The sequence below is a fragment of the Microbacterium sorbitolivorans genome, from assembly GCF_003327285.1.
GTDB lineage: Bacteria > Actinomycetota > Actinomycetes > Actinomycetales > Microbacteriaceae > Microbacterium > Microbacterium sorbitolivorans.
On record NZ_KZ848473.1, the window covers coordinates 614,680 to 633,563 of the forward strand.

At 68.2% G+C, this 18,884-nt stretch carries 18 protein-coding genes; 9 read left to right on the forward strand and 9 right to left on the reverse strand.

What is annotated here, in order from left to right:
* Positions 1-107 precede the first annotated feature (107 nt).
* Positions 108-581 (forward strand): GNAT family N-acetyltransferase, encoded by a 474-nt coding sequence (locus DTO57_RS03125; protein WP_114117265.1) that lies wholly within the window; start codon positions 108-110, stop codon positions 579-581.
* Here the strand turns inward: DTO57_RS03125 and DTO57_RS14805 are convergent.
* The 3 genes from DTO57_RS14805 to DTO57_RS03140 form a co-directional block, all read right to left on the reverse strand.
* Entirely contained in the window at positions 570-1,853 is a 1,284-nt protein-coding gene (locus tag DTO57_RS14805) for a GNAT family N-acetyltransferase (RefSeq protein ID WP_308420481.1), read from the reverse strand. The two genes, DTO57_RS03125 and DTO57_RS14805, sit on opposite strands and share 12 nt — an antisense overlap.
* A 5-nt stretch (positions 1,854-1,858) precedes the next feature.
* Positions 1,859-2,362 carry an HIT family protein gene (locus DTO57_RS03135; protein ID WP_114116740.1) on the reverse strand — a complete coding sequence of 168 codons (504 nt, stop codon included), beginning with the start codon at positions 2,360-2,362 and terminating at the stop codon, positions 1,859-1,861.
* Between the two features lie 158 nt (positions 2,363-2,520).
* A complete protein-coding gene (locus tag DTO57_RS03140) occupies positions 2,521-3,372 on the reverse strand; it encodes a phosphotransferase family protein (protein ID WP_114116741.1) in 852 nt (283 codons plus the stop codon).
* A 47-nt stretch (positions 3,373-3,419) separates the two neighbouring features.
* Here DTO57_RS03140 and DTO57_RS03145 point away from each other — a divergent pair, with 47 nt between their 5' ends.
* The 7 genes from DTO57_RS03145 (at position 3,420) to DTO57_RS03175 (ending at position 10,671) form a co-directional block, all read left to right on the forward strand.
* On the forward strand, positions 3,420-4,730 hold the full coding sequence (locus DTO57_RS03145) for a M20/M25/M40 family metallo-hydrolase (protein WP_114116742.1): 1,311 nt from the start codon (positions 3,420-3,422) through the stop codon (positions 4,728-4,730).
* Positions 4,727-6,172, forward strand: coding sequence for an MFS transporter (locus tag DTO57_RS03150; protein ID WP_229730320.1), 1,446 nt, complete (start codon positions 4,727-4,729; stop codon positions 6,170-6,172). Before DTO57_RS03145 ends, DTO57_RS03150 begins: the two co-directional genes overlap by 4 nt.
* Positions 6,173-6,195: 23 nt before the next feature.
* The gene (locus DTO57_RS03155) at positions 6,196-6,645 is read left to right on the forward strand and encodes a MarR family winged helix-turn-helix transcriptional regulator (RefSeq protein WP_114116743.1); all 450 of its coding nucleotides are present in this window, start codon (positions 6,196-6,198) and stop codon (positions 6,643-6,645) included.
* On the forward strand, positions 6,638-7,843 hold the full coding sequence (locus DTO57_RS03160; RefSeq protein ID WP_222843217.1) for an MFS transporter: 1,206 nt from the start codon (positions 6,638-6,640) through the stop codon (positions 7,841-7,843). Before DTO57_RS03155 ends, DTO57_RS03160 begins: the two co-directional genes overlap by 8 nt.
* A 50-nt stretch (positions 7,844-7,893) precedes the next feature.
* Positions 7,894-8,505: a TetR/AcrR family transcriptional regulator gene (locus tag DTO57_RS03165; RefSeq protein ID WP_114116745.1), complete on the forward strand. Its 612-nt coding sequence runs from the start codon at positions 7,894-7,896 to the stop codon at positions 8,503-8,505.
* Positions 8,502-10,124, forward strand: a complete 1,623-nt coding sequence (locus tag DTO57_RS03170; RefSeq protein WP_114116746.1) for an MDR family MFS transporter — start codon at positions 8,502-8,504, stop codon at positions 10,122-10,124. Before DTO57_RS03165 ends, DTO57_RS03170 begins: the two co-directional genes overlap by 4 nt.
* 97 nt (positions 10,125-10,221) lie before the next feature.
* Positions 10,222-10,671, forward strand: a complete 450-nt coding sequence (locus DTO57_RS03175) for a DUF3817 domain-containing protein (protein ID WP_114116747.1) — start codon at positions 10,222-10,224, stop codon at positions 10,669-10,671.
* 16 nt (positions 10,672-10,687) lie between these two features.
* Here the strand turns inward: DTO57_RS03175 and DTO57_RS03180 are convergent, their stop codons facing one another.
* Positions 10,688-13,042, reverse strand: coding sequence for an ATP-binding cassette domain-containing protein (locus DTO57_RS03180; protein ID WP_114116748.1), 2,355 nt, complete (start codon positions 13,040-13,042; stop codon positions 10,688-10,690).
* 68 nt (positions 13,043-13,110) lie between these two features.
* Here DTO57_RS03180 and DTO57_RS03185 point away from each other — a divergent pair, with 68 nt between their 5' ends.
* Positions 13,111-14,031 carry an AEC family transporter gene (locus DTO57_RS03185; protein WP_114116749.1) on the forward strand — a complete coding sequence of 307 codons (921 nt, stop codon included), beginning with the start codon at positions 13,111-13,113 and terminating at the stop codon, positions 14,029-14,031.
* Here DTO57_RS03185 and DTO57_RS03190 read toward each other — a convergent pair.
* The 5 genes from DTO57_RS03190 to DTO57_RS03210 all read right to left on the reverse strand — a co-directional run bounded on the left by DTO57_RS03190 (position 13,935) and on the right by DTO57_RS03210 (position 18,842).
* Positions 13,935-14,621: a DedA family protein gene (locus DTO57_RS03190; RefSeq protein WP_114116750.1), complete on the reverse strand. Its 687-nt coding sequence runs from the start codon at positions 14,619-14,621 to the stop codon at positions 13,935-13,937. The genes DTO57_RS03185 and DTO57_RS03190 overlap by 97 nt on opposite strands.
* A gap of 56 nt (positions 14,622-14,677) precedes the next feature.
* Positions 14,678-15,982: an acyltransferase family protein gene (locus tag DTO57_RS03195; protein ID WP_114116751.1), complete on the reverse strand. Its 1,305-nt coding sequence runs from the start codon at positions 15,980-15,982 to the stop codon at positions 14,678-14,680.
* A gap of 101 nt (positions 15,983-16,083) precedes the next feature.
* The gene (locus DTO57_RS03200; protein WP_114116752.1) at positions 16,084-16,764 is read right to left on the reverse strand and encodes a response regulator; all 681 of its coding nucleotides are present in this window, start codon (positions 16,762-16,764) and stop codon (positions 16,084-16,086) included.
* Positions 16,761-17,966 (reverse strand): sensor histidine kinase, encoded by a 1,206-nt coding sequence (locus DTO57_RS03205; RefSeq protein WP_162785638.1) that lies wholly within the window; start codon positions 17,964-17,966, stop codon positions 16,761-16,763. The genes DTO57_RS03200 and DTO57_RS03205 overlap by 4 nt, the downstream gene beginning before the upstream one ends.
* A 105-nt stretch (positions 17,967-18,071) precedes the next feature.
* The gene (locus DTO57_RS03210) at positions 18,072-18,842 is read right to left on the reverse strand and encodes an SDR family oxidoreductase (protein WP_114116754.1); all 771 of its coding nucleotides are present in this window, start codon (positions 18,840-18,842) and stop codon (positions 18,072-18,074) included.
* Positions 18,843-18,884: the final 42 nt, after the last annotated feature.

An 18,884-nucleotide genomic window follows, 5' to 3' on the forward strand; every position in this document is an offset into this window, starting at 1 on the left:
GGTTCACCCTCGAAGAAGTCGCCGGACTCGACCTTCAGCGTCACGCCTCACGGATCCTTTCAGATGCGCGGCCTCAGCGCTCGGCGAAGTACCGGATCGGCTTCGCGATGCCGCAGGACTTCGCTGCCCTCGAAGAGATCGAGCGCGCAGCGGACGCTCTCTTTCTCGAGCGCTTCCGTCCGGCGGCGTGGCCGCCGCCGGCGTCGCGCGCGGCGGATCCGGGATTCGTCGTGGTCGCGGCCGGCGACGAACTCCTCGGCTTCGCACATGTGCTCGAGATCGACGGTCTCGCTCACCTCGAGCAGGTGTCTGTCCTGCCCGATCACGGCGGACGGGGAATCGGAAGGGTGCTCGTCGAGACCGCGAAGGCTGAGGCGCGCACCCGCGGGTACGACCGTCTAACGCTTCGTACCTATGCGGATGTGCCGTGGAATGCGCCGTTTTACGCGAAGCTTGGATTTGCGGTCGAAGATCCCGCCACGGACTTTCACCGCGCTCTGGTGGCAACGGAGGAGCGGCTCGGCCTGGATCGATACAGCGCCCGGGTGCAGATGGGGATCGCCCTCGGCTCAGGGGAGTAGCGCCGCCGCCCAGACACCTTCGTGTTGCTCGACGTACTCTGCGACGCGCTTCCAGTGTTCGCCGTGGCCGGCGACGTACATCGACGCCCACGGCTCTCGACTCGCTTCGTGGGACGTGCGAAGCAGACGGTACATTGCCGCCGCACGCCGATGCATCGTGTGGGGGAGTGCTGCCCGGATCGCCTCGTCCGCACGATAGCCGTCGACGAACGCAGCGAGGTCGCGTGCCGCCTCGTGCGGATCGCGATCCGCGGCGTTGAGTGTGAACGTCTGCGCGGCGTAGGCGAGATCCCAGAGCCGGGTGCTCGGGCCGGCTCCGTCCCAATCGATGAATACCCAGCGTTCGCCCGTCAGAAGGTTCCACGGCGCGAGGTCGTTATGGCAGATCAGACGGGCGTCCGGAGGTTCCAACAGGGTCTCCCACGGCGCGTCGACCGGCGGAGCATACGACGCGCTGGCGTCATGAATCGCGCGAACCATCGCACCGACGCGCTGAAGCTCGGCATGAGTGAACGGATCACGACCCATCGCAAGGGGACCCTCGACGTACTCGATGATCTGCCTGCTTTGTTCGTCGCGACCATGGATCCGCGGAACGTCGATGCCAGACTCCCGGAGGCTTCGCACAAAGTCCGCGACGCTCGGCGTCGACGCCGTCCATGGCTTCCGCACGGTGTCACCGATCCGTACAACGGCGCCGCTGGCGTTCCCGCCGGCTAGTGGGATCTCGTCGAGCGCGAGTTCGAACAGCAAGCTCGTTCGGACGGATCCATCGGGACGAATGATCTTCTCCAGCCGGGTGCCGCGGGGGAGAGCGCCGAGTTTCGCGATCGCGCGCGCGGATCGGCGGTTGCGCTCATCGGTCTGGAAGACGATGCGCGTGGCGCCCGCGTTGCGGGCTGCCTCGATCATGAGCCGCTTAATCCGGGCGTTGAGACCGGATCCCCACGTCGACGGCGCCATATAGGTCGCACCGATCTCGAGCGCGTCGGGTTCCTCCGGAAGGACGAAGTGCGATGTCGTTCCCACGACCGCGCCGGCGTGACGGATCAGCCAGGTGCGGCAGAGAGGTGGATTACCGCTGATCCGCGCGACCATCCGTCGGCGTAGCTCGGCGGGATCCGCGGGTGCCCCGCCGGGCACGTGCTCCCACACAGCACGAGTCAACGCGGCATAGAGTTCATCGACATCGTCTCCGACGGCGAACGGTGTCAGCAACGCGTCGCCCTCAGAAAGCGCCTCAGGCAGGGCGCGCAACAGGTCTAGCGACATGCGAGTCAGCCTAGCGGCGTGCCGAGTTCGCCGAAGTCGATCGGCTCGCCGAGTTCACGCCGTAGCAGCTGACCAAAGTGTGCTCGTTCGTCAGGGGTGACCCATTCCGATTCGCGGTGCCGAAGATAGAGCTCATCGCCCACGAATCGCGGGAACACATGCACGTGCACGTGCCACACGTCTTGATCGCCCGCAGGTTCGTTGTGCTGACGGATCGAGGTGCCCTCGCAGTCGTATGACGCCCGTACACCCGTTGCGATGCGCTGCGTGAGGTCCCAGAGGTCATGGCCGATATCCGAGGGGAGGGCATAGATGTTCTCTACGTGCATGCGAGGCATGACGAGTACAGCGCCGGGATTGTTCGGCCACCACTTCGGCGCGACACGGGCATACGCGTGTTCACTGACGGCGACGATGTCCGATGGCCGATTCCACTCGTCGAAGTTCCCTCGCTGCAGCTGGCAGAACGGACAGACATACTGTTGGGGCTCATGCGACCTCGTGGCCATGCTCGATCTTCGCACGCGAGCGGGCCGAACAATCCGCTAACAGCACCAGTAGCGGAGCTTCGGAAGTGCGTAGCGCGATTGGTGACGACGTCCGAGGGGAGCGTCGGCCAAGCGTGAACTGACATAATGTGCATTATCGGCAATACCGCTGATGCGCGTCAGAACAGCGCCAGCGCCTCGCTGAGCTTTCGATGGCCCTGCGCTTCGAACTTTTCGTCTTTGACTTGATACGCCCACGCCGCGGTACCGATCGCTTCGCCGAGCAGCTCCAAACGCCACAGCTCGGGATCCCGCGGATCCTCGCCATACCCGTCGAGGAACGCATGCTCGAGATCCGGACGTCCTCGCCATTCCTTCACCGCGAGTCTCGTCAGGTCGCTCGAAGCGGCGCGATACGCGAACCGGCCGAAGTCGATTGCCTTGACGAAGCCGTCATCGATCAGCCAATTGCGCGTATGCCAGTCCCCGTGCGTCGGCACGAGCCGCACGGGCAGCGCGGATGCGGACTTGAGAATCTCCGCGGACCGTCGCACGAGCTCCGCCGCGATCCGGTGCTCGGTCGCAAGCCAGCGGGACGCGCGATCCAGGATGGTCCTGACATAATCCTCGCCGCCCGGCGCGGGCGCCGCCGAGTGCATGAGCCGAAGCATCGCCCCAGCCTGCCGATGGACGTCCGCCGACAGCTCCAGTCCGCTCCCCTGCACCAGCACTCCCGTCTGATATTCCAGAACGAGCAGATTCAGAGCCCCGTCGGTGTGCAGCATGCGTGATGTGCGACCGACGGCGACGAGCGGCTCGGTCCCACCCCGATGGGCCGCGATCTCCCGGCCGATGTGATGATTTCCCGGCCCCGCGGTCTTCACGATGACGTCGCCGACCGGCGAGCGTACGTGCAGCACGACGGTGTCGACGAGGCCCCAGGAGAGGTTCGCGACGAGCTCGCTCTCTCCGATCCACCGCGTCACCCGCTCCGCCTTCGCCGAATCCAGCACGCCGCCGCTCCAATTCATCACCGCGCCAAGCTACCATCGCTCGACAGTCGCGATACGCTCACGCCATGACACAGTCGGCGCCCCTCGCTGAGCGACTCGCGCGCATGATTCGGATCCCGACGGTCCTGGGACGCGGCGACGGCCCGTTCGACGAGTTCGTCGCATTGCTCGAAGAGCTCTACCCACGGGTCCACACCGTGCTGGAGCGGGAGCGGATCACAGACCGCGGGCTCCTGTTCCGCTGGCGCGGAGCGACGGAAGCCGAGCCGCTCGTCCTCATGGCCCACTACGACGTCGTGCCCGCGAACCCGGACGAATGGGGCGAGGACCCATTCGGCGGTCGCATCGCCGACGGCTGGGTGCACGGGCGGGGCGCGCTCGACGACAAGGGCCCGCTACTCGTCATCCTCGAGGCGGCGGAAACCCTTCTTGAACAGGGCTTCTCCCCCGCGCGCGACGTGTATCTCTCGTTCGGTGGCAACGAGGAGACCTACGGCGAGGCGGCGCAGCGGATCGCACAGACGCTGGCCGAGCGCCGCATCCGTCCGTGGCTCGTGGTCGACGAGGGCGGCGCGGTGGTCGGCGCGCCGCTCCCCTTCACGCGCGGCCGCGCGGCGATGATCGGCACGGGCGAAAAGGGCGTCGCGACGCTGAGGCTCGACGCGACCAGCGACCCCGGCCACGCGTCGGCGCCGCACGGCATCAGCGCGATCGAGCGGCTGGCGCGCGCCACGACGCGCCTTCGCCCGTCGACCTTCCGCCCGCGCACCCCGGAGACCATCACGCGCATGCTCGGATCCCTCGCCGATACGGCGAGCGGGCCCGCGCGGATCCTCTACCGCGCGCTCTCGCGCAGCGGCTTCCTTGCGGGCCGCGTCTTCGCGACCCTCGGCGGCGAGCCGGCCGCGCTCGTGCGGACGACGATTGCGGCGACGATGCAGGACGGCGGATCCGCCCCCAACGTGTTGCCGGCCGACGCGAGCGTGCGGTTCAACCTACGGATCATCCCGGGCGAAACCGTCGATAGCGTCACGCGGCGCGTGGCGCGCCGGATCAACGACGATGGGGTGTCGATCGCGATCGAGGAGGGCTCGGATCCGACGAGCCTCTCCCCCGCCGACGGGCCGCAGTTCGGTGCCATCGCTGCGGCGATCCGCGCGGCATACCCCGACGCGGTGCCGACGCCGTACCTCATGATGCAGGCCTCCGACGCCCGCCACTTTCACGCGATATCCGACCACGTGTACCGCTTCGCTCCCCTCGAGATGTCGTCCGAGCAGCGCGCCTCGATCCACGGCGTCGGCGAACGCGTCAGTGTCGGCAGCCTCGAGAGCGGCCGCGACTTCCACATCGCGCTGATCCGGGGCCTGTCGTGAGGGTCTGGGCGGTCGTCGGCTTTCTCGCCGCGGTCGAGTTCACGAGCGGCATCCTCCAGGGCTACTACACGCCGATGCTCACCGATATCGCCCGGGCCCTCGGCATCCACGACGCAGACGTGAACTGGTTCGAGGGCACGCAGCTCATGCTCTCGGCGCTCGTCGTTCCGGCGTTCGCGAAGCTCGGCGACATGGTCGGGCACAAGAGGATGCTCCTCATCTCGACCGCGATCGTGGCGATCGCCTCGCTCGCGCTGCCCTTCGCTATGACCTTCGCGGTCTTCCTCGCATGCTGGGCGATCCAGGGCGTGTACGTCGTCTGGCTCCCACTCGAGGTCGCGCTCATCTACTCGCGCGCGCACTCGGCCGGCTTCGGGTGGCGCCGCGGCGAGGCCTATTCGATGGGATCCACCGAGCCCGCGGCCGTCACCGCGAAGGCAGCCGGCGTGCTCGTCGCGGCGCTCGAGGCCGGCGCCATCATCGGCGCGCTCGCGGGCGGCGCGCTCGTTGACGCGTTCGACCTGCGCATCGTGCTCCTGGTTCCTGGCATCGCCGTCGCGGCGTGCTTCTTCGTCATCCTCTTCGGCGTGCGCGAGGCGGGCCCCGCCACGGGTGGGCGCCTCGACACCACGGGCCTCGCGCTCGTCTCGCTCGCCCTCATCGCCTTCACGGGCGGCCTCAGCCTGCTGCGCATCGAGGGCCCGGCGAGCCCGCTCGCCTGGGGCGTTACGGCGCTCGGCCTCGCCCTCCTCGTGCCCTTCGTCTTCTGGGAACGCCGCCAAGCGGATCCGGTGATCGACGTGAAGATGTTCATTAACCCGTCGCTCTGGCCGGTCTTCCTCACGGCCGGGCTCTTCGGTGTCAGCGTGCTCGGCGCACAGGCGCCGCTGTCGACCTTTGCGCGCACGGATCCGTCGGTCACGGGTTACGGGCTCGGAACCGAGGGCTTCGCGACCTCGCTCATTATTGGCATCTACCTCATCGCGATGATCGTGGGCGCGCTGCTCTACCCGCGCCTCGCAAACCTCACGAGCCCGCGGCTCGCGCTCATCGTCGCGGCGATTCTCGTCGGCGCGGGCTATCTGCTCTTCCTCCCCCTGCACGCGACGTACGCCCAGGTCGTGACCAACATGGTCATCGCGGGGCTCGGATCCGGTGCCCTCGTCGCGTCGCTCCCGGCGACCGCGGCCGCCGCCGCTCCCCCGTCGCAGACCGGCGTCGCGACGGGGCTCACGAATTCGGTCAAGACCGTCGGTGGCGCGATCGCGTCGTGCGCCTTCGGCATCGCGTTGTCGACGGGTCTCGCAACCGGGACCGCCGGATCCCTCACGGGCTACCTGACGGTATGGACAGTGTGCGGCGTCACGGCGTTCGCTGCCGCCGTCGCTCTATTGGTGGTGCCGAGGAACGCGTTTCGCGACGCCGCGCGACAAAATATATAAGTTACATATGTAATAATCCCCTTATGGATTTCACGCCGACCGACGCGGCCCGCCTCTCGCTGTTGATCGAGCAGCTCGTACGCGCCATTCGGCCGCTCGCCACCGACGACGCGCTCTCGCAGGCCGCCGCGGCGGTGCTGAGTAGGCTCGACGCAACGGGGCCCGGCGGGGTGACCGACCTCGCGCGAGCCGAGGGTGTCAGTCAACCCGCCATGACGCAACTCGTGGCGCGGCTCAACGACGATGGGCTCCTCTCGCGCACTCCCTCGCCGACGGATCGCCGTTCGGTCGTCGTCACCCTCACGGACGCAGGGCGCGCGGCGCTCGCCACACGCCGAGCACGCCGCACCGAGTTCATCAGGGACAGCCTGATGGAACTCGACGGCGGCGAGCAGCGAGCGATCGTCGCGGCACTCCCCGCCCTCGGTCGCCTCGTCGAGGCCACGCGTGAGCGGGGCGCGGCGGGTGAGTGAGGCAGCCGCTGCGCACTGGAAGCGCAATCTATTCGTCAGCGCGGCGGGATCCTTCACCACCGTCGCAGGCATCACGCTCGTTCTGCCGATCCTGCCGCTCTTCGTCGAAGACCTCGGCGTGAGCGACACCGCCGCGGTCACGACATGGTCGGGCATCGCCTACTCGGCCACCTTCCTCACCGCCGCGCTCACGGCGCCCCTTTGGGGCCACCTCGGCGACAAGTACGGCCGAAAGTCGATGCTCATCCGCGCGAGCCTCGGCATGGCGATCGCGATGTCGCTCATCGGCCTCGCGCAGGATGTTTGGCAGCTGGTCGCGCTCCGCCTCCTCGCAGGCCTCCTCGGCGGATACTCCTCCGGATCCATGATCCTCGTCGCCGCGCAGACACCGAAGGAAAAGTCGGCGTGGGCGCTCGGTGTGCTGTCATCCGCGATCATGGCGGGCAACATCGCGGGCCCCCTTCTGGGCGGAACGATGGCCGAACTGTTCGGCGTGAAAACGGCGTTCTTCGCGGTCGGCGCGCTCATCTTCATCGCCTTTCTCGGCACCGCGTTCCTCCTCAAGGAGGACCCCCGCCCACCGCGCGCTAAGCGGGTGAAGAAGGCGGGAGGGTGGCGCGCACTCCCCCACAAGTCGACGATCCTGGCGCTCCTCGGGCTCTCGGCCATCCTCATGTTCGCGACGATCTCGGCCGAGCCGATCATCACGGTGCACGTCCGGCACCTCACGGGCTCCGATGACGGCGTAGCCATCTTCTCGGCGCTCGTGTTCTCGCTCTCGGCCCTCGGCACGATCCTCTCCGGCCCGTGGCTCGGCCGCCTCGCCGACCGCATCGGGCACCTCCGCGTGCTGACCTACAGCCTGATCGCGGCGACCGTGCTGCTCGCCCTGCAGGCCATCGCGCCCGAGCTCATCAGCTTCGCCGCGCTGCGATTCGCGACCGGCATCGCGCTCGGCGGCATCACGCCGACGGTCGTCGCGACGATCCGCAGGCTCCTCCCCGACACCTCGGTCGGGCTCGTGCTCGGCTACAACGTGTCGGCGCAGTACCTCGGGCAGGTGTCGGGGCCGATCATCGCGGGTGCCCTCGGAGGCGCGCTCGGCACGCCCGCCGTCTTCGTCATGACGTCGGCCGCGACGCTCGTGGGGCTCGCCGTCACCCTCATGATCCGGCGCCGGATGCCGTCGAGCGACTGACGCCCGCGCTTACAGTGCACTCTTAGCAAAGAAGTGCAAAATTGCACTCTATGTCCGAGAGTGCACCTAACGCGCGCGAGCGCCGCCGCGCCAACGCGGTCGCCGAGGCGACGGCATTTGCGCAGGCGCGGACGATCGAGCACGGCCTCGCATCGTTCACGATCGAAGACATCTGCGAGGCCGCCGGCTTCTCGCGACGGACGTTCTTCAACTACTTCGCCTCGAAGGAAGACGCCGTGCTCGGCATCCTCCAGACGCGCGACCGCGACGACGACATCGAGGCGGCCTTCATCGCGTCCCGCGGCGACCTCATCGACGATCTCGTCACGCTATCGGTCGCGCGCTGGACGAGGCAGGCCGTGCCCCTCGCCGACGCCGCCACCGTCGGGGCCGCGATCAAGAGCGAGCCCAAGATACTCACCCGCATGCTCTCCCACATCCATGACTCCGAGCAGGGCGCCACCGCCCTCATCGAGCAGCGCGAGGGGTACGAGGCGGGCGACCCGCGCGCCGTCACCGCCGCGCTCATCTTCGGCACGTTCATGCGGATGACCTTCGACGAGGGCATCACCGCCGGTCAGCACGCGTCCTTCGAAGACATCCTCCGCGCGCGCGTGCAGCTCGCTCGGGCCCTCTTCACCTCAACAGAAAGCCCTTCATGACCACCACTACAGAAACGCCGTTTCTCCTGACGAAACGGCGAATCTGGACGATCTTCGGCGCGCTCATCGCCAGCATGCTGCTGTCGAGTCTCGACCAGACAATCGTCTCGACCGCCATGCCCACGATCGTCGGCGAGCTCGGCGGCGTCGCGAACCAGGTGTGGATCACCACCGCGTACCTGCTCGCGACCACGATCGTCATGCCGATCTACGGCAAGTTCGGCGACGTGCTTGGCCGGCGCAACCTCTTCCTCATCGCAATCGTGCTCTTCACGGTCGCGTCCGCGCTCTGTGCCTTCGCGCCCGACTTCTGGACGTTCGTGGTCTTCCGCGCGCTCCAGGGCCTGGGCGGCGGTGGCCTGATGATCCTGTCGCAGGCCATCATGGCCGACATCGTGCCGGCGAACGAGCGCGGTAAGTACATGGGCGCGCTCGGCGCCGTCTTCGGCCTCTCGGCCGTCGCGGGCCCGCTCCTCGGCGGCTTCTTCGTCGACCACCTCACCTGGCAGTGGGCGTTCTACATCAACATCCCCGTTGGCATCGCGGCGTTCATCATCGCGCTCGTAGCCCTCAAGCTTCCGAGCAAGAAGGCGACGAAGAAGATCGACATCCTGGGCGTCGTGCTGCTCTCGATCGCGACAACCTGCCTCATCTTCTTCACCGATTTCGGCGGATCCGCCGATCACGGCTGGAGCGATGGTCTCACCTGGGCGTGGGGCGCCGGACTTCTCATCGCCGCGGCGCTCTTCGTGTTCGTCGAGGCGCGCGCGGAGGATCCGATCATCCCGCTGAACTTCTTCCGCAACCCGATCTTCCTCAACGCCACCGCGATCGGTTTTGCGCTCGGAATGGCGATGTTCGCGGCGATCGGCTTCGTGCCGACCTTCCTGCAGATGGCGTCCGGAACCTCCGCGGCCGTCAGCGGCCTGCTCATGATCCCGATGATGGCGGGCGTCATGGGCACGTCGATCGGATCCGGAATCCTGATCTCGAAGACCGGCAAGTACAAGATGTACCCACTCATCGGCACGCTCACGATGGCCGCCGCGATGGCGCTCATGACGACGCTGTCGGGCGATACCCCGATCTGGCTGATCTGCACGTTCCTGCTCATCTTCGGCGCGGGCATGGGCCTCATCATGCAGGTCGTCGTACTCGTCGTGCAGAACGCCGTTCCGGCCGACCAGCTGGGTGCCGCGACGAGCACGAACAACTACTTCCGCGAGGTGGGCGCCTCGCTCGGCACCGCCGTGTTCGGCACGCTCTTCACGACGCGGCTTTCCGAGCGCCTGACCGACGTGTTCCTCTCGTCGGGTGCCGATGCCGGATCCGCCGCGGAGGCGACCGCGACGATCGACCCCGCGAAGATGGCGCAACTCCCTGAAGAGTTGCAGGACGGCATCGTCAACGCCTACGCCGACGCACTGGCGCCGGTGTTCTGGTACCTCATCCCGTTCATCATCATCGCGTTCGTGCTGGCGTTATGCCTCAAGCAGATCCCGCTGCAGGACCAGCCGGGCATGGTCGCGCGAGGCGAGGCCATCGCGGGCGACGAGGCTGAGCGCCTTGAACGCGAGCTTCACGAGCAGAAGCACCCGTCGTCGGGCGACCGGCCCTAAGGATCCCCCACGAAAGGGCGGCGCCGTTGCGATACGGTGCCGCCCCTTCGGGGATCCTGGCGGTAAGTTCATATCCGCTCTCGATAGCCTGAGCGGCGTGACTCCCCGCTCTCTCTTCAAGACGTTCGCATTCGCCGAGGTCATCACGTGGGCGTTCCTGATCGCCGCCATGATTGTGCGGGGCATCGGTGCGACCGACGCGCTGGTACCCATCGCAGGCGGCGTGCACGGCTTCGTCTTCCTCGCCTACTGTGTCGTCACCGTGATTGTCTGGATCGACGGCCGCTGGCGCGCGGGCCGCGGGATCCTTGGGCTCGTGCTCTCCGTCGTCCCGTTCGCAACGTGGCCGTTCGAGGTGTTCACGGATCGCGCGGGCCTGCTCGGCCGCACATGGCGTCTCGGTAAGGGCGGCGAGGATCCGAAGAACTTTGTCGAGCGTCTCCTCGCTTGGGTGCTGAGCCACGTCGTCCTCGCGGCGGCGATCCTCGCGGTGCTCGTCGTGATTGTCTTCTTGATTCTGCTACGCCTCGGGCCGCCCATCGGTTGAGCGGTCCCGTGGGCCCCTACGCTCCCACGTACGCAGCGAGGTGCTGACCAGTCAGCGTCTTGCGTGCGGCAACGAGGTCGGCGGGGGTTCCCTGGTACACGACGGTGCCACCCTCGTGGCCAGCGCCCGGGCCCATGTCGATGATCCAGTCGGCGTGGGCCATCACCGCCTGATGGTGCTCGATCGCGATGACCGAAACGCCCGAATCGACCAGCTCGTCGAGCATCGCGAGCATCTTCTCGACATCGGCGAGGTGCAACCCGGTCGTCGGCTCGTCGAGCACGTAGATCGAGGCCCCCTCGACCATCTGCACGGCGAGCTTAAGCCGCTGCCGCTCTCCGCCCGAGAGCGTGTTCAGCGACTGCCCGAGTGCCACGTAGCCGATACCGACTCCGGCGAGGCGTTGCAGGATCTTTACGGCCGCGGGCACCCGCGACTCACCCGCTGAGAAGAACGCGAGTGCCTCGTCTATCGGCATGTCAAACACGTCGGCGATCGACTTTCCACCGAGCGTGTATTCCAGCACCTCCGCCATGAACCGTCGCCCACCGCAGTCTTCACACGGTGTCGTGACGCCCTGCATGAACCCGAACTCGGTCGTGATCGACCCGTTGCCCTTGCACGTCGGGCACGCGCCCTCACTATTGGCGCTGAAAAGCGCGGGTTTCACGCCATTTGCCTTGGCAAAGGCCTTGCGCACCGGGTCGAGCAGCCCCGTGTATGTGGCGGGGTTGCTGCGTGATGATCCCTTGATCGCGCCCTGGTCGACGAATACGACGCCGTCGCGGCCGGCGAGAGAGTCCGCGAGCGAGCTCTTGCCGGATCCGGCCACGCCCGTGAGCGCGACAAGGACGCCCGTCGGGATGTCGACGTCGACATCCCGAAGATTGTTCGACGAGGCCCCACGGATCTCGAGTACGCCTGCCGCCGTGCGGACGTTGCTCTTCACCCGCGCACGGTCGTCGAGGTGGCGGCCCGTCACGGTTTCGGAACTGCGGAGTCCGTCAACCGAACCTGTGTAGACGATCTCGCCGCCCGCGGATCCGGCGCCGGGCCCCACGTCGATGACGTGGTCGGCGATCGCGATCGTCTCGGGCTTGTGCTCGACGACGAGCACAGTGTTGCCCTTATCGCGCAGCTGGACGAGCAGGCGGTTCATGCGCTCGATGTCGTGTGGGTGCAGGCCCGCGGTCGGCTCGTCGAAGACGTAGGTGACGTCGGTGAGCGGCGAGCCGAGGTGCTTGATCATCTTGAGGCGCTGGGCCTCGCCACCGGAGAGGGTGCCGGCGGCGCGATCGAGCGAGAGGTATCCGAGGCCGATCTCGACGAAGGAGGCGAGCAGCTCGTCCAGCGCGGTGAGCAGCGTCGCGGCGCCCGGTTCGTCGAGCGAGCGGACCCACGCGAGCAGGTCGCTGATCTGCATCGCGCAGCACTCGGCGATGTTCGTGCCGGCGATCTTCGACGAGCGCGCGGGCTCGGCGAGACGCGTTCCGCCGCAGTCGGGACACGCGCCGAAGGTTACTGCTCGGTCGACGAAGGCTCGCAGGTGCGATTGCAGCTGCTCGCGATCCTTCGACAGCATCGACTGCTGTACGCGTGGAACGAGCCCGAGGTAGGTCATGTTCACCCCGTTCATCTTGACCTTCACGTCTTCCTTGTAGAGGAAGTCGGAGAGCTCGGTCGCGGTGAACTGATCGATGGGCTTATCCGGGTCGAAGAAGCCCGACTCGGCGTACTGGCGCACACTCCAGCCACCGACCTTGTATCCGGGCACGAGGATCGCGCCGTCGTTGATCGACAGCGAGCCGTCGTAGATCTGGGCGAGGTCGAGGTCGCTGACGCGGCCCGTACCGTCGCAGCCGGGGCACATGCCGCCCAGCACGTTGTACTCGGCGCGCTGGCGCTTGGAGTTGCCGGCGCGCTCGATGAGGATGGCCCCCGATGCCTTGACGCTCGGCGTGTTGAACGAGAAGGCGTTCGGCGGGCCGATTTGCGGGTCGCCGAGGCGGCTGAACAGCATGCGCAGCAGGGCGTTCGCGTCGCTCGCGGTTCCGACCGTCGAGCGGATGTTCGCGCCGAGTCGTTCCTGATCCACGAGGATCGCCGTCGTCAAGCCGTTGAGCGAGTCGACATCGGGGCGCGCCAGCTGGGGCATGAAGCCCTGCACGAACGCGCTATATGTCTCGTTGATCATGCGCTGCGACTCGCTCGCGATCGTGTCGAAGGCGAGCGAGCTCTTGCCGGATCCGGAGACGCCGGTGAACACTGTCAGGCGACGCTTCGGGAGGTCGACGTCGACGTTCTTTAGATTGTTCTCGCGGGCGCCGCGCACGCGAATCGTCTCGTGTTGGTCGGCGGGATGAGCAGTCATGAGATCGATCGTCGCACGTCGCACCGCTAGATTGGAACACGGACGCCAACGAGAGGACGCTGCCCCGCATGATGGACATCCTGACCGGGTTCGCGGTCATCGGGCTCGCGATCGTGGTCGGCTACATCGTCGGGCGCATCGACCTGTTGGGATCCGAGGGCGGGCCGATCCTCGCGAAGCTCTCGTTCTTCGTGCTGAACCCGTTCCTCATGGTCGTCGTGCTGAGCGAAGCCGACCTCGGCATGCTGTTCTCGCTGCTCCTGCCGGTCTCGGCGGCGGCGGCTGTCGTGATCTTCCTCGCCTACGGACTGATCGCCAAGCTCGCCTGGAAGCGACCGTGGGGTGACACCGTGATGGGTGCGTTGTCTGCCGGGCAGGTGAACGGCAACAACATGGGCATCCCCATCTCGACGTACCTGCTGGGCAACGCTGCCTACTCGGCTCCGATTGTGCTACTTCAGCAGATCGTGTTCACCCCGATCAGCCTGGCCGTTCTCGACTCGATCTCGACCGGCGAGTCGCGCTGGTGGAAGGCGGTGCTCCGCGCCTTCCGCAATCCCATGGTGCTCGGATCCTTCGCGGGACTCGCGATCGCGCTCACGGGCGTCGAGATCCCGCCGATCGTGCACGAACCCCTACAGCTGCTCGCGAACGCGGCCGTCCCGGTGATCCTCATCAGTTTCGGGATGTCGCTCCATGGGCGGCGCGTTCTCACGGGCCCCGGCACGCGACGCGACGCGATCGTCGCGACGACGTTCAAGATCGTGCTCATGCCCCTCGCGGCATATGCGATCGGGCGGTTCCTGTTCGGCCTCGACGACCACGCTCTGTTCGTCGTGACGGTTCTCGGCGCGCTGCCGACGGCGCAGAACGTGTTCAACTACGCCCAGCGCTACAACATCGGCCTCGTCGTCGCGCGCGACACCGTATTCCTGACGACGATCGGGTGCGCACCGGTGCTCGTCGCGGCGGGCTTGCTCTTGGGCTGACGGCGGGCAAGTACGCCTCGCACGCGGTCGATCCCGAGGCCGATAATGACGGCGAGCACGATGCCGACGGCCGCGCCCAGCAGCGGCTGGTTTGCGAGCAGGCTGCCTGTGACGTGGCCGATCCAGACCGAATAGGTCGCCCAGGTGATGCAGGCCGCGAGCGACAGCGGGAGGAATCGCCGGAGCGCGAAGCCCGTGGCACCGGCCGAGAGGTTCACGGCGACGCGGCCAACGGGGATGTACCTCGCGACGAATATTGCCGAGGCGCCGCCGCGATCGAGACCCCGCGTCGCCGCATCGATGGCCTTGCGCACGCGCCCTCGGCGCATCCAGCCGAAGCGGGTCGTGCCGACGGCTCGCCCGAGGGCGTAGGTCAACAGGTCACCGGCGAACGCCCCGACCGCGGCGCACGCCCCGAGGAGGAATGCGGAGGGGCCGCCGGCCGTCGCGCCGAGCGACGCCGCCGCGATGACGATCGTCTCGCTCGGAATCGGCGGGAAGAACGCGTCGAGCATCGCGAGGGCGAGGACGAGCGGGTATACCCAGCCCGACGAGATGAGGCCCATCAGCAGATCAGTGAATGCGTCCACGAGTTCTGTCCCTTCGATTCTTCCGGAAGACTACGAGCGCAGGTGCCGCGGCCACATCAACCCACGGAGTGAGATCGGCGGGCGGGGCCCCCTACCAGGGAGCCATCCTTCGAGAGGCGCACCGCGGTGACCGCGAGGCCCGCGGCCGCGATCGCAGTCACCCAGTCGAGCCCGGCGACGAACACCAGCACGACGGATCCGACCCCGGCAACGGTCGCGAGACTTGCTCGCCACCGGATCCCGCTCGGGGCGCCCGGCGACCGGCGCTCGAATCGCGCGGTGGCGTGCGCGACGGCGGTGACGACGATGAGAACGAGCGCGAGCCAGCCGGGGCGCGTCAGCCACCACGCGGCACTGTGGAGCTCGGGAAGCGGCAGGAAACCGCCGAGCGAGAACAGCACGCCAATCCCCGCGAGGGCGATGAGCGCGGGCATGTGCCAGAGGTAGATCGTCATCGCCCTGGCGCCGATCCAGTCGACGATTGCCGCGATGACCGGCCGTTCGTATGCGCGCCTCAGCCACGGTCGCGCGAGCGAGAACAGCGCGAGCTGTGCGCCGCCGAGGAGCACAAGGACGAGCGTCGGCGGATCCTGATTCGCGTACATGTTCGCGGCGTACGGGCCCGCGAGGACGAGGATCACAGCGGCGGCGAGCAGGGCCTGCGCGAGGATCGCGCGCGAGCGCACGCGGAGCGCCTCGAGGCGGCCGTCCGCCGCCCAGAAGCCGAGCTGCTGGATCGCGAGCCATGCGAAGGCGAGGTTGAGATAGCCGATTCCGGGGAGCTCCGCGGCGAATCGGGCGACGTCAACCACGGCGACGGCTGCGCCCAGCGAGCCCAGCGCGAAGACCGGCGTGCGCTCGTGCCATCCGGCAAGCACCGGGACGAGCGCCTGCGAGAGAGCGAAGACGCCCAGGAACCACATCGGCTGGGAGAGGCGCCAGCCGGCCTCGTGCACGATCTCGGCGGGCACGCCACAGAGCGTGAGGGCGAGGAGCCCTCCCCCGATTGTGAGCATGACGACGACCGCGGGACCAAAGAGACGGCCCATCCGCGCCGACACCCACTCGGCGGGGCGGGTTCCGGCCGCGCGGGCGCGCCGCCAGGATCCGATCGCGGTGAAGCCGCCGGCGATGAAGAACAGCGGCATCATCTGCACGAACCAGCTGACTGGCGCGAACCACCCGGTCTCCAGGGCGTTCTCGAATACGGGCAGCCCGTCGACGACGGTCACCCCGACCATCATCGCGTGCAGCAGCACGACGAGAACGAGGCAGGCTGCGCGGATCACGTCGACGCTCCGATCGCGGATCCGGGCAGGAGTGGGCGGGGTGACGCGCTCGGGCGTCGCAAAGATAGTCATGAGTCTCCTCGGTGTGTTGTGAGGAGGCTATGAAAAGGGCGTACACGCGGACATCCCGCCGAGGGGTGAACCTCGCGCGTTCGCCTCCGCCCGCGGAGGGATTACGCGGGTGAGACGAGGCCGGCGTCGTACGCCGTGATCACGAGCTGCACGCGGTCTCGCGCCGGGACCTTCTGCAGGAGCTTGCTGACGTGCGTCTTCACCGTCTGCTCGCCGATGAAGAGCTCCGCGGCGATCTCGGAGTTCGACAGGCCCCGCCCGATCTGCACGAGGACCTCGCGCTCGCGATCGGTGAGCCCGTTGAGCGCGAGCACCGCACGGGCGGGCGCCGCGGATCCGGATCCGGCGAAGCGCTCGATGAAGCGGCGCGTCACGCTCGGCGCGAGAAGCGCGTCGCCCGCCGCGATCACGCGGACGGCGTGCGCCAGCTCTTCAGGGAGCGCGTCCTTCAGGAGGAACCCGCTCGCGCCGGCCGAGAGCGCGTCGTAGACGTAGTCGTCGATATCGAAGGTCGTGAGCATGAGCACCCGGGGGACGTGCGGCAGCGGGTGCGCGGGCGAGAGGATCCGCTTGGTCGCCTCGATGCCGTCGAGGTCGGGCATGCGCACGTCCATGAGCACCACGTCGGGCTTGGTCTCGCGCGCGAGCTGCACCGCCTCGAGCCCGCCCGCGGCCTGTCCCACGACGCGGATGCCCGGCTGCGCGTCGAGCAGCGCGGCGAAGCCCGCGCGCACCATGGCCTGATCGTCGGCAACGAGCACGGTAATCGCGTCGGGGGTCATGCGTGGTGGGCCTCTCGCTCCGGGATCGGCAGTCGCGCGGACACGCGGTAGCCGCCGTCTGGCGTCGGCGACGCCTCGAGCGATCCTCCCAGAAGTGCGGCGCGTTCGCGCATTCCGATGAGCCCGTGGCCCGGCCGTGTCGCCGGCGGCACGGTGTCGGGCTTGTCGTTCGTGACGTCGAGCGCGAGGACTCCCCCGAGCTGGTCGACGACGACGTGGATCGAGGCGCCGGGCGCGTGCCGTACGGCGTTGCTGATGGCCTCCTGCACGATGCGATAGGCGGCGATGCCGACGGCGGCGGGCGCCGAGGCCGTGTCGGGCATCGACAGCGCGACGTCGGCGCCCGCGCGCCGCGCCTCGGCCACGAGGCCGGGGATGTCGGTGACCTCGGGCTGCGGCGCCCGTTCGGCGGCCTCGCCGTCGCCGCGGAGCGTTCCGAGCAGGCGCCGCATCTCGGCGAGGGATCCGCGCGCCGCACGGGCGATGTCGGCGAACTCCGCCGCCGCCTCGGGCCCGGCGTCGGGCACGCGATACGGCGCCGAGCTCGCCTGGATCTGAATGAGCGAGAGGCCGTGGGCGACCACGTCGTGCAGCTCGCGCGCGATGCGCTGGCGCTCCTCGACGACGACACGGCGCTCCTGCTCGGACTGGCTGACGCGCCGCTCCTCCGTCAGAGCCTCGCCCAGCCGCATCCGGTCGCGCAGGAGCGCGCCGACGCCGGCCGCGACCGCGCCCACCGAGAGCGCCACGACGTACGACGCGATCGTCGGGCCCGTGATCCAGAGCTGCGCGAGAGCGCTGATACCGATGCCGGGGACAACGTAGGCGACGAGGCCCGCGCGCCAGCCGTGGCGGGCCCACACGAGCAGTACGAGCGCCACGAACTCGATCGTCGCGGTCACCGTCCAGGGCCACGGGGCGTCGGTCGGCGGCGGGACGACGCGCACGACGATGCTCGATAGCGCGAACACGATCGTCGCCGCGAGGGGCGAGCGCAGCGCCAAGACGAGCGCGGCGCACCGCGCGGCCGTGAGGATGAGGGCGATGAGCACCGGAACGCCGTAGAGGGTCGCCTCGAGGGGCGCCGCAATCGCGTAGAGCACGACGGTCAGCGCGATCGTGCCGGCGCGCCACACGGTCTCGCGATGGGCCGAGGCCCAGGCGCGGATCGACCTGCGGGGTGTTCGCTCTACGACAGTCACGCCGTCATCCTGCCACGCGGCCCTCGCCCACCGGATCCCTCCACGGTGGGATTTCCGGGCGTGAAAACGCCCCGGCGGAATCCACCGGGGCGCACGCGTGCCTCATCAGACGATTGGGTTGAAGCTTCCCGTGTCGCCGCAGATGCGCTCATTGTTCTCGGGGATCTCGTCGATCGCGGCCTGCGCGATCTCCGCCGCGAACTCTGCGACGTTGAGCAGCTTGCCAGCCTCCTCACGGCGTGCGTCGATCGCACCCGGCTCGAGGCGGTTGAGCAGCGTCGCCGTGATAGTGCCCTCGATCATGTCGGCCGACACGACGACGAAGCCGATGCCCTTGTCGGCGAGCTCCGGGATCCGCTCGCGGAGCGCGTCTTCGCCGGCGCGCTTCGAGAGCGCCACGGGCGCGTACGCCTCCATCGTCGGGGTCGTGCGGATGAAGTGGGCCTGGTGACTCGTCACGAAGACGACGCGCGAGCCCTCGCCGAGGAGCGGAAGCGCGGCGTCGAGCACGCCCACCTGCGCGTCGCGGTTGAGGCGCATGGCATAGTTCTCGCCGAGGTTCGCCTCCATACCGCCCGAGGCGTTGAGTACGAGGATGTCGAGGCCGCCGAAGACGTCCTTCACGGCGCCGAACATCGAGGCGACGGACTCGGCGTCGGTCAGGTCTGCGCCAACGACGAGCGTCTGCGTGCCGAACTCCTCGTTCAGCTGCGCCGCGAGCTTCTCCGCGCGCGGGGCCTTGTTGCGGAAGTTGATCACGACGTTCGCGCCGGCGGCGGCGAAGAACTTCGCGGTGTCGGCTCCGACGCCTCGCGAAGATCCGGTAACGAGGGCGGTCTTGCCGGCGAGCGATCCGGCGGGAAGCGGGTAGGACACGAGAGTCTCCTGATTTCGAACGGGTGAAAGCCATCCGAGACT

Bases quoted from the DNA above. Each gene is read 5' to 3' on its own strand.
- DTO57_RS03200 (WP_114116752.1), bottom strand. From the start codon at position 16,764: ATGACCCCCGACGCGATTACCGTGCTCGTTGCCGACGATCAGGCCATG.
- DTO57_RS03165 (WP_114116745.1), top strand. From the start codon at position 7,894: ATGTCCGAGAGTGCACCTAACGCGCGCGAGCGCCGCCGCGCCAACGCG.
- DTO57_RS03180 (WP_114116748.1), bottom strand. From the start codon at position 13,042: ATGACTGCTCATCCCGCCGACCAACACGAGACGATTCGCGTGCGCGGC.
- DTO57_RS03135 (WP_114116740.1), bottom strand. From the start codon at position 2,362: ATGGCCACGAGGTCGCATGAGCCCCAACAGTATGTCTGTCCGTTCTGC.
- DTO57_RS03170 (WP_114116746.1), top strand. From the start codon at position 8,502: ATGACCACCACTACAGAAACGCCGTTTCTCCTGACGAAACGGCGAATC.
- DTO57_RS03185 (WP_114116749.1), top strand. From the start codon at position 13,111: ATGATGGACATCCTGACCGGGTTCGCGGTCATCGGGCTCGCGATCGTG.
- DTO57_RS14805 (WP_308420481.1), bottom strand. From the start codon at position 1,853: ATGTCGCTAGACCTGTTGCGCGCCCTGCCTGAGGCGCTTTCTGAGGGC.
- DTO57_RS03145 (WP_114116742.1), top strand. From the start codon at position 3,420: ATGACACAGTCGGCGCCCCTCGCTGAGCGACTCGCGCGCATGATTCGG.
- DTO57_RS03140 (WP_114116741.1), bottom strand. From the start codon at position 3,372: ATGAATTGGAGCGGCGGCGTGCTGGATTCGGCGAAGGCGGAGCGGGTG.
- DTO57_RS03155 (WP_114116743.1), top strand. From the start codon at position 6,196: ATGGATTTCACGCCGACCGACGCGGCCCGCCTCTCGCTGTTGATCGAG.
- DTO57_RS03125 (WP_114117265.1), top strand. From the start codon at position 108: ATGCCGCAGGACTTCGCTGCCCTCGAAGAGATCGAGCGCGCAGCGGAC.
- DTO57_RS03195 (WP_114116751.1), bottom strand. From the start codon at position 15,982: ATGACTATCTTTGCGACGCCCGAGCGCGTCACCCCGCCCACTCCTGCC.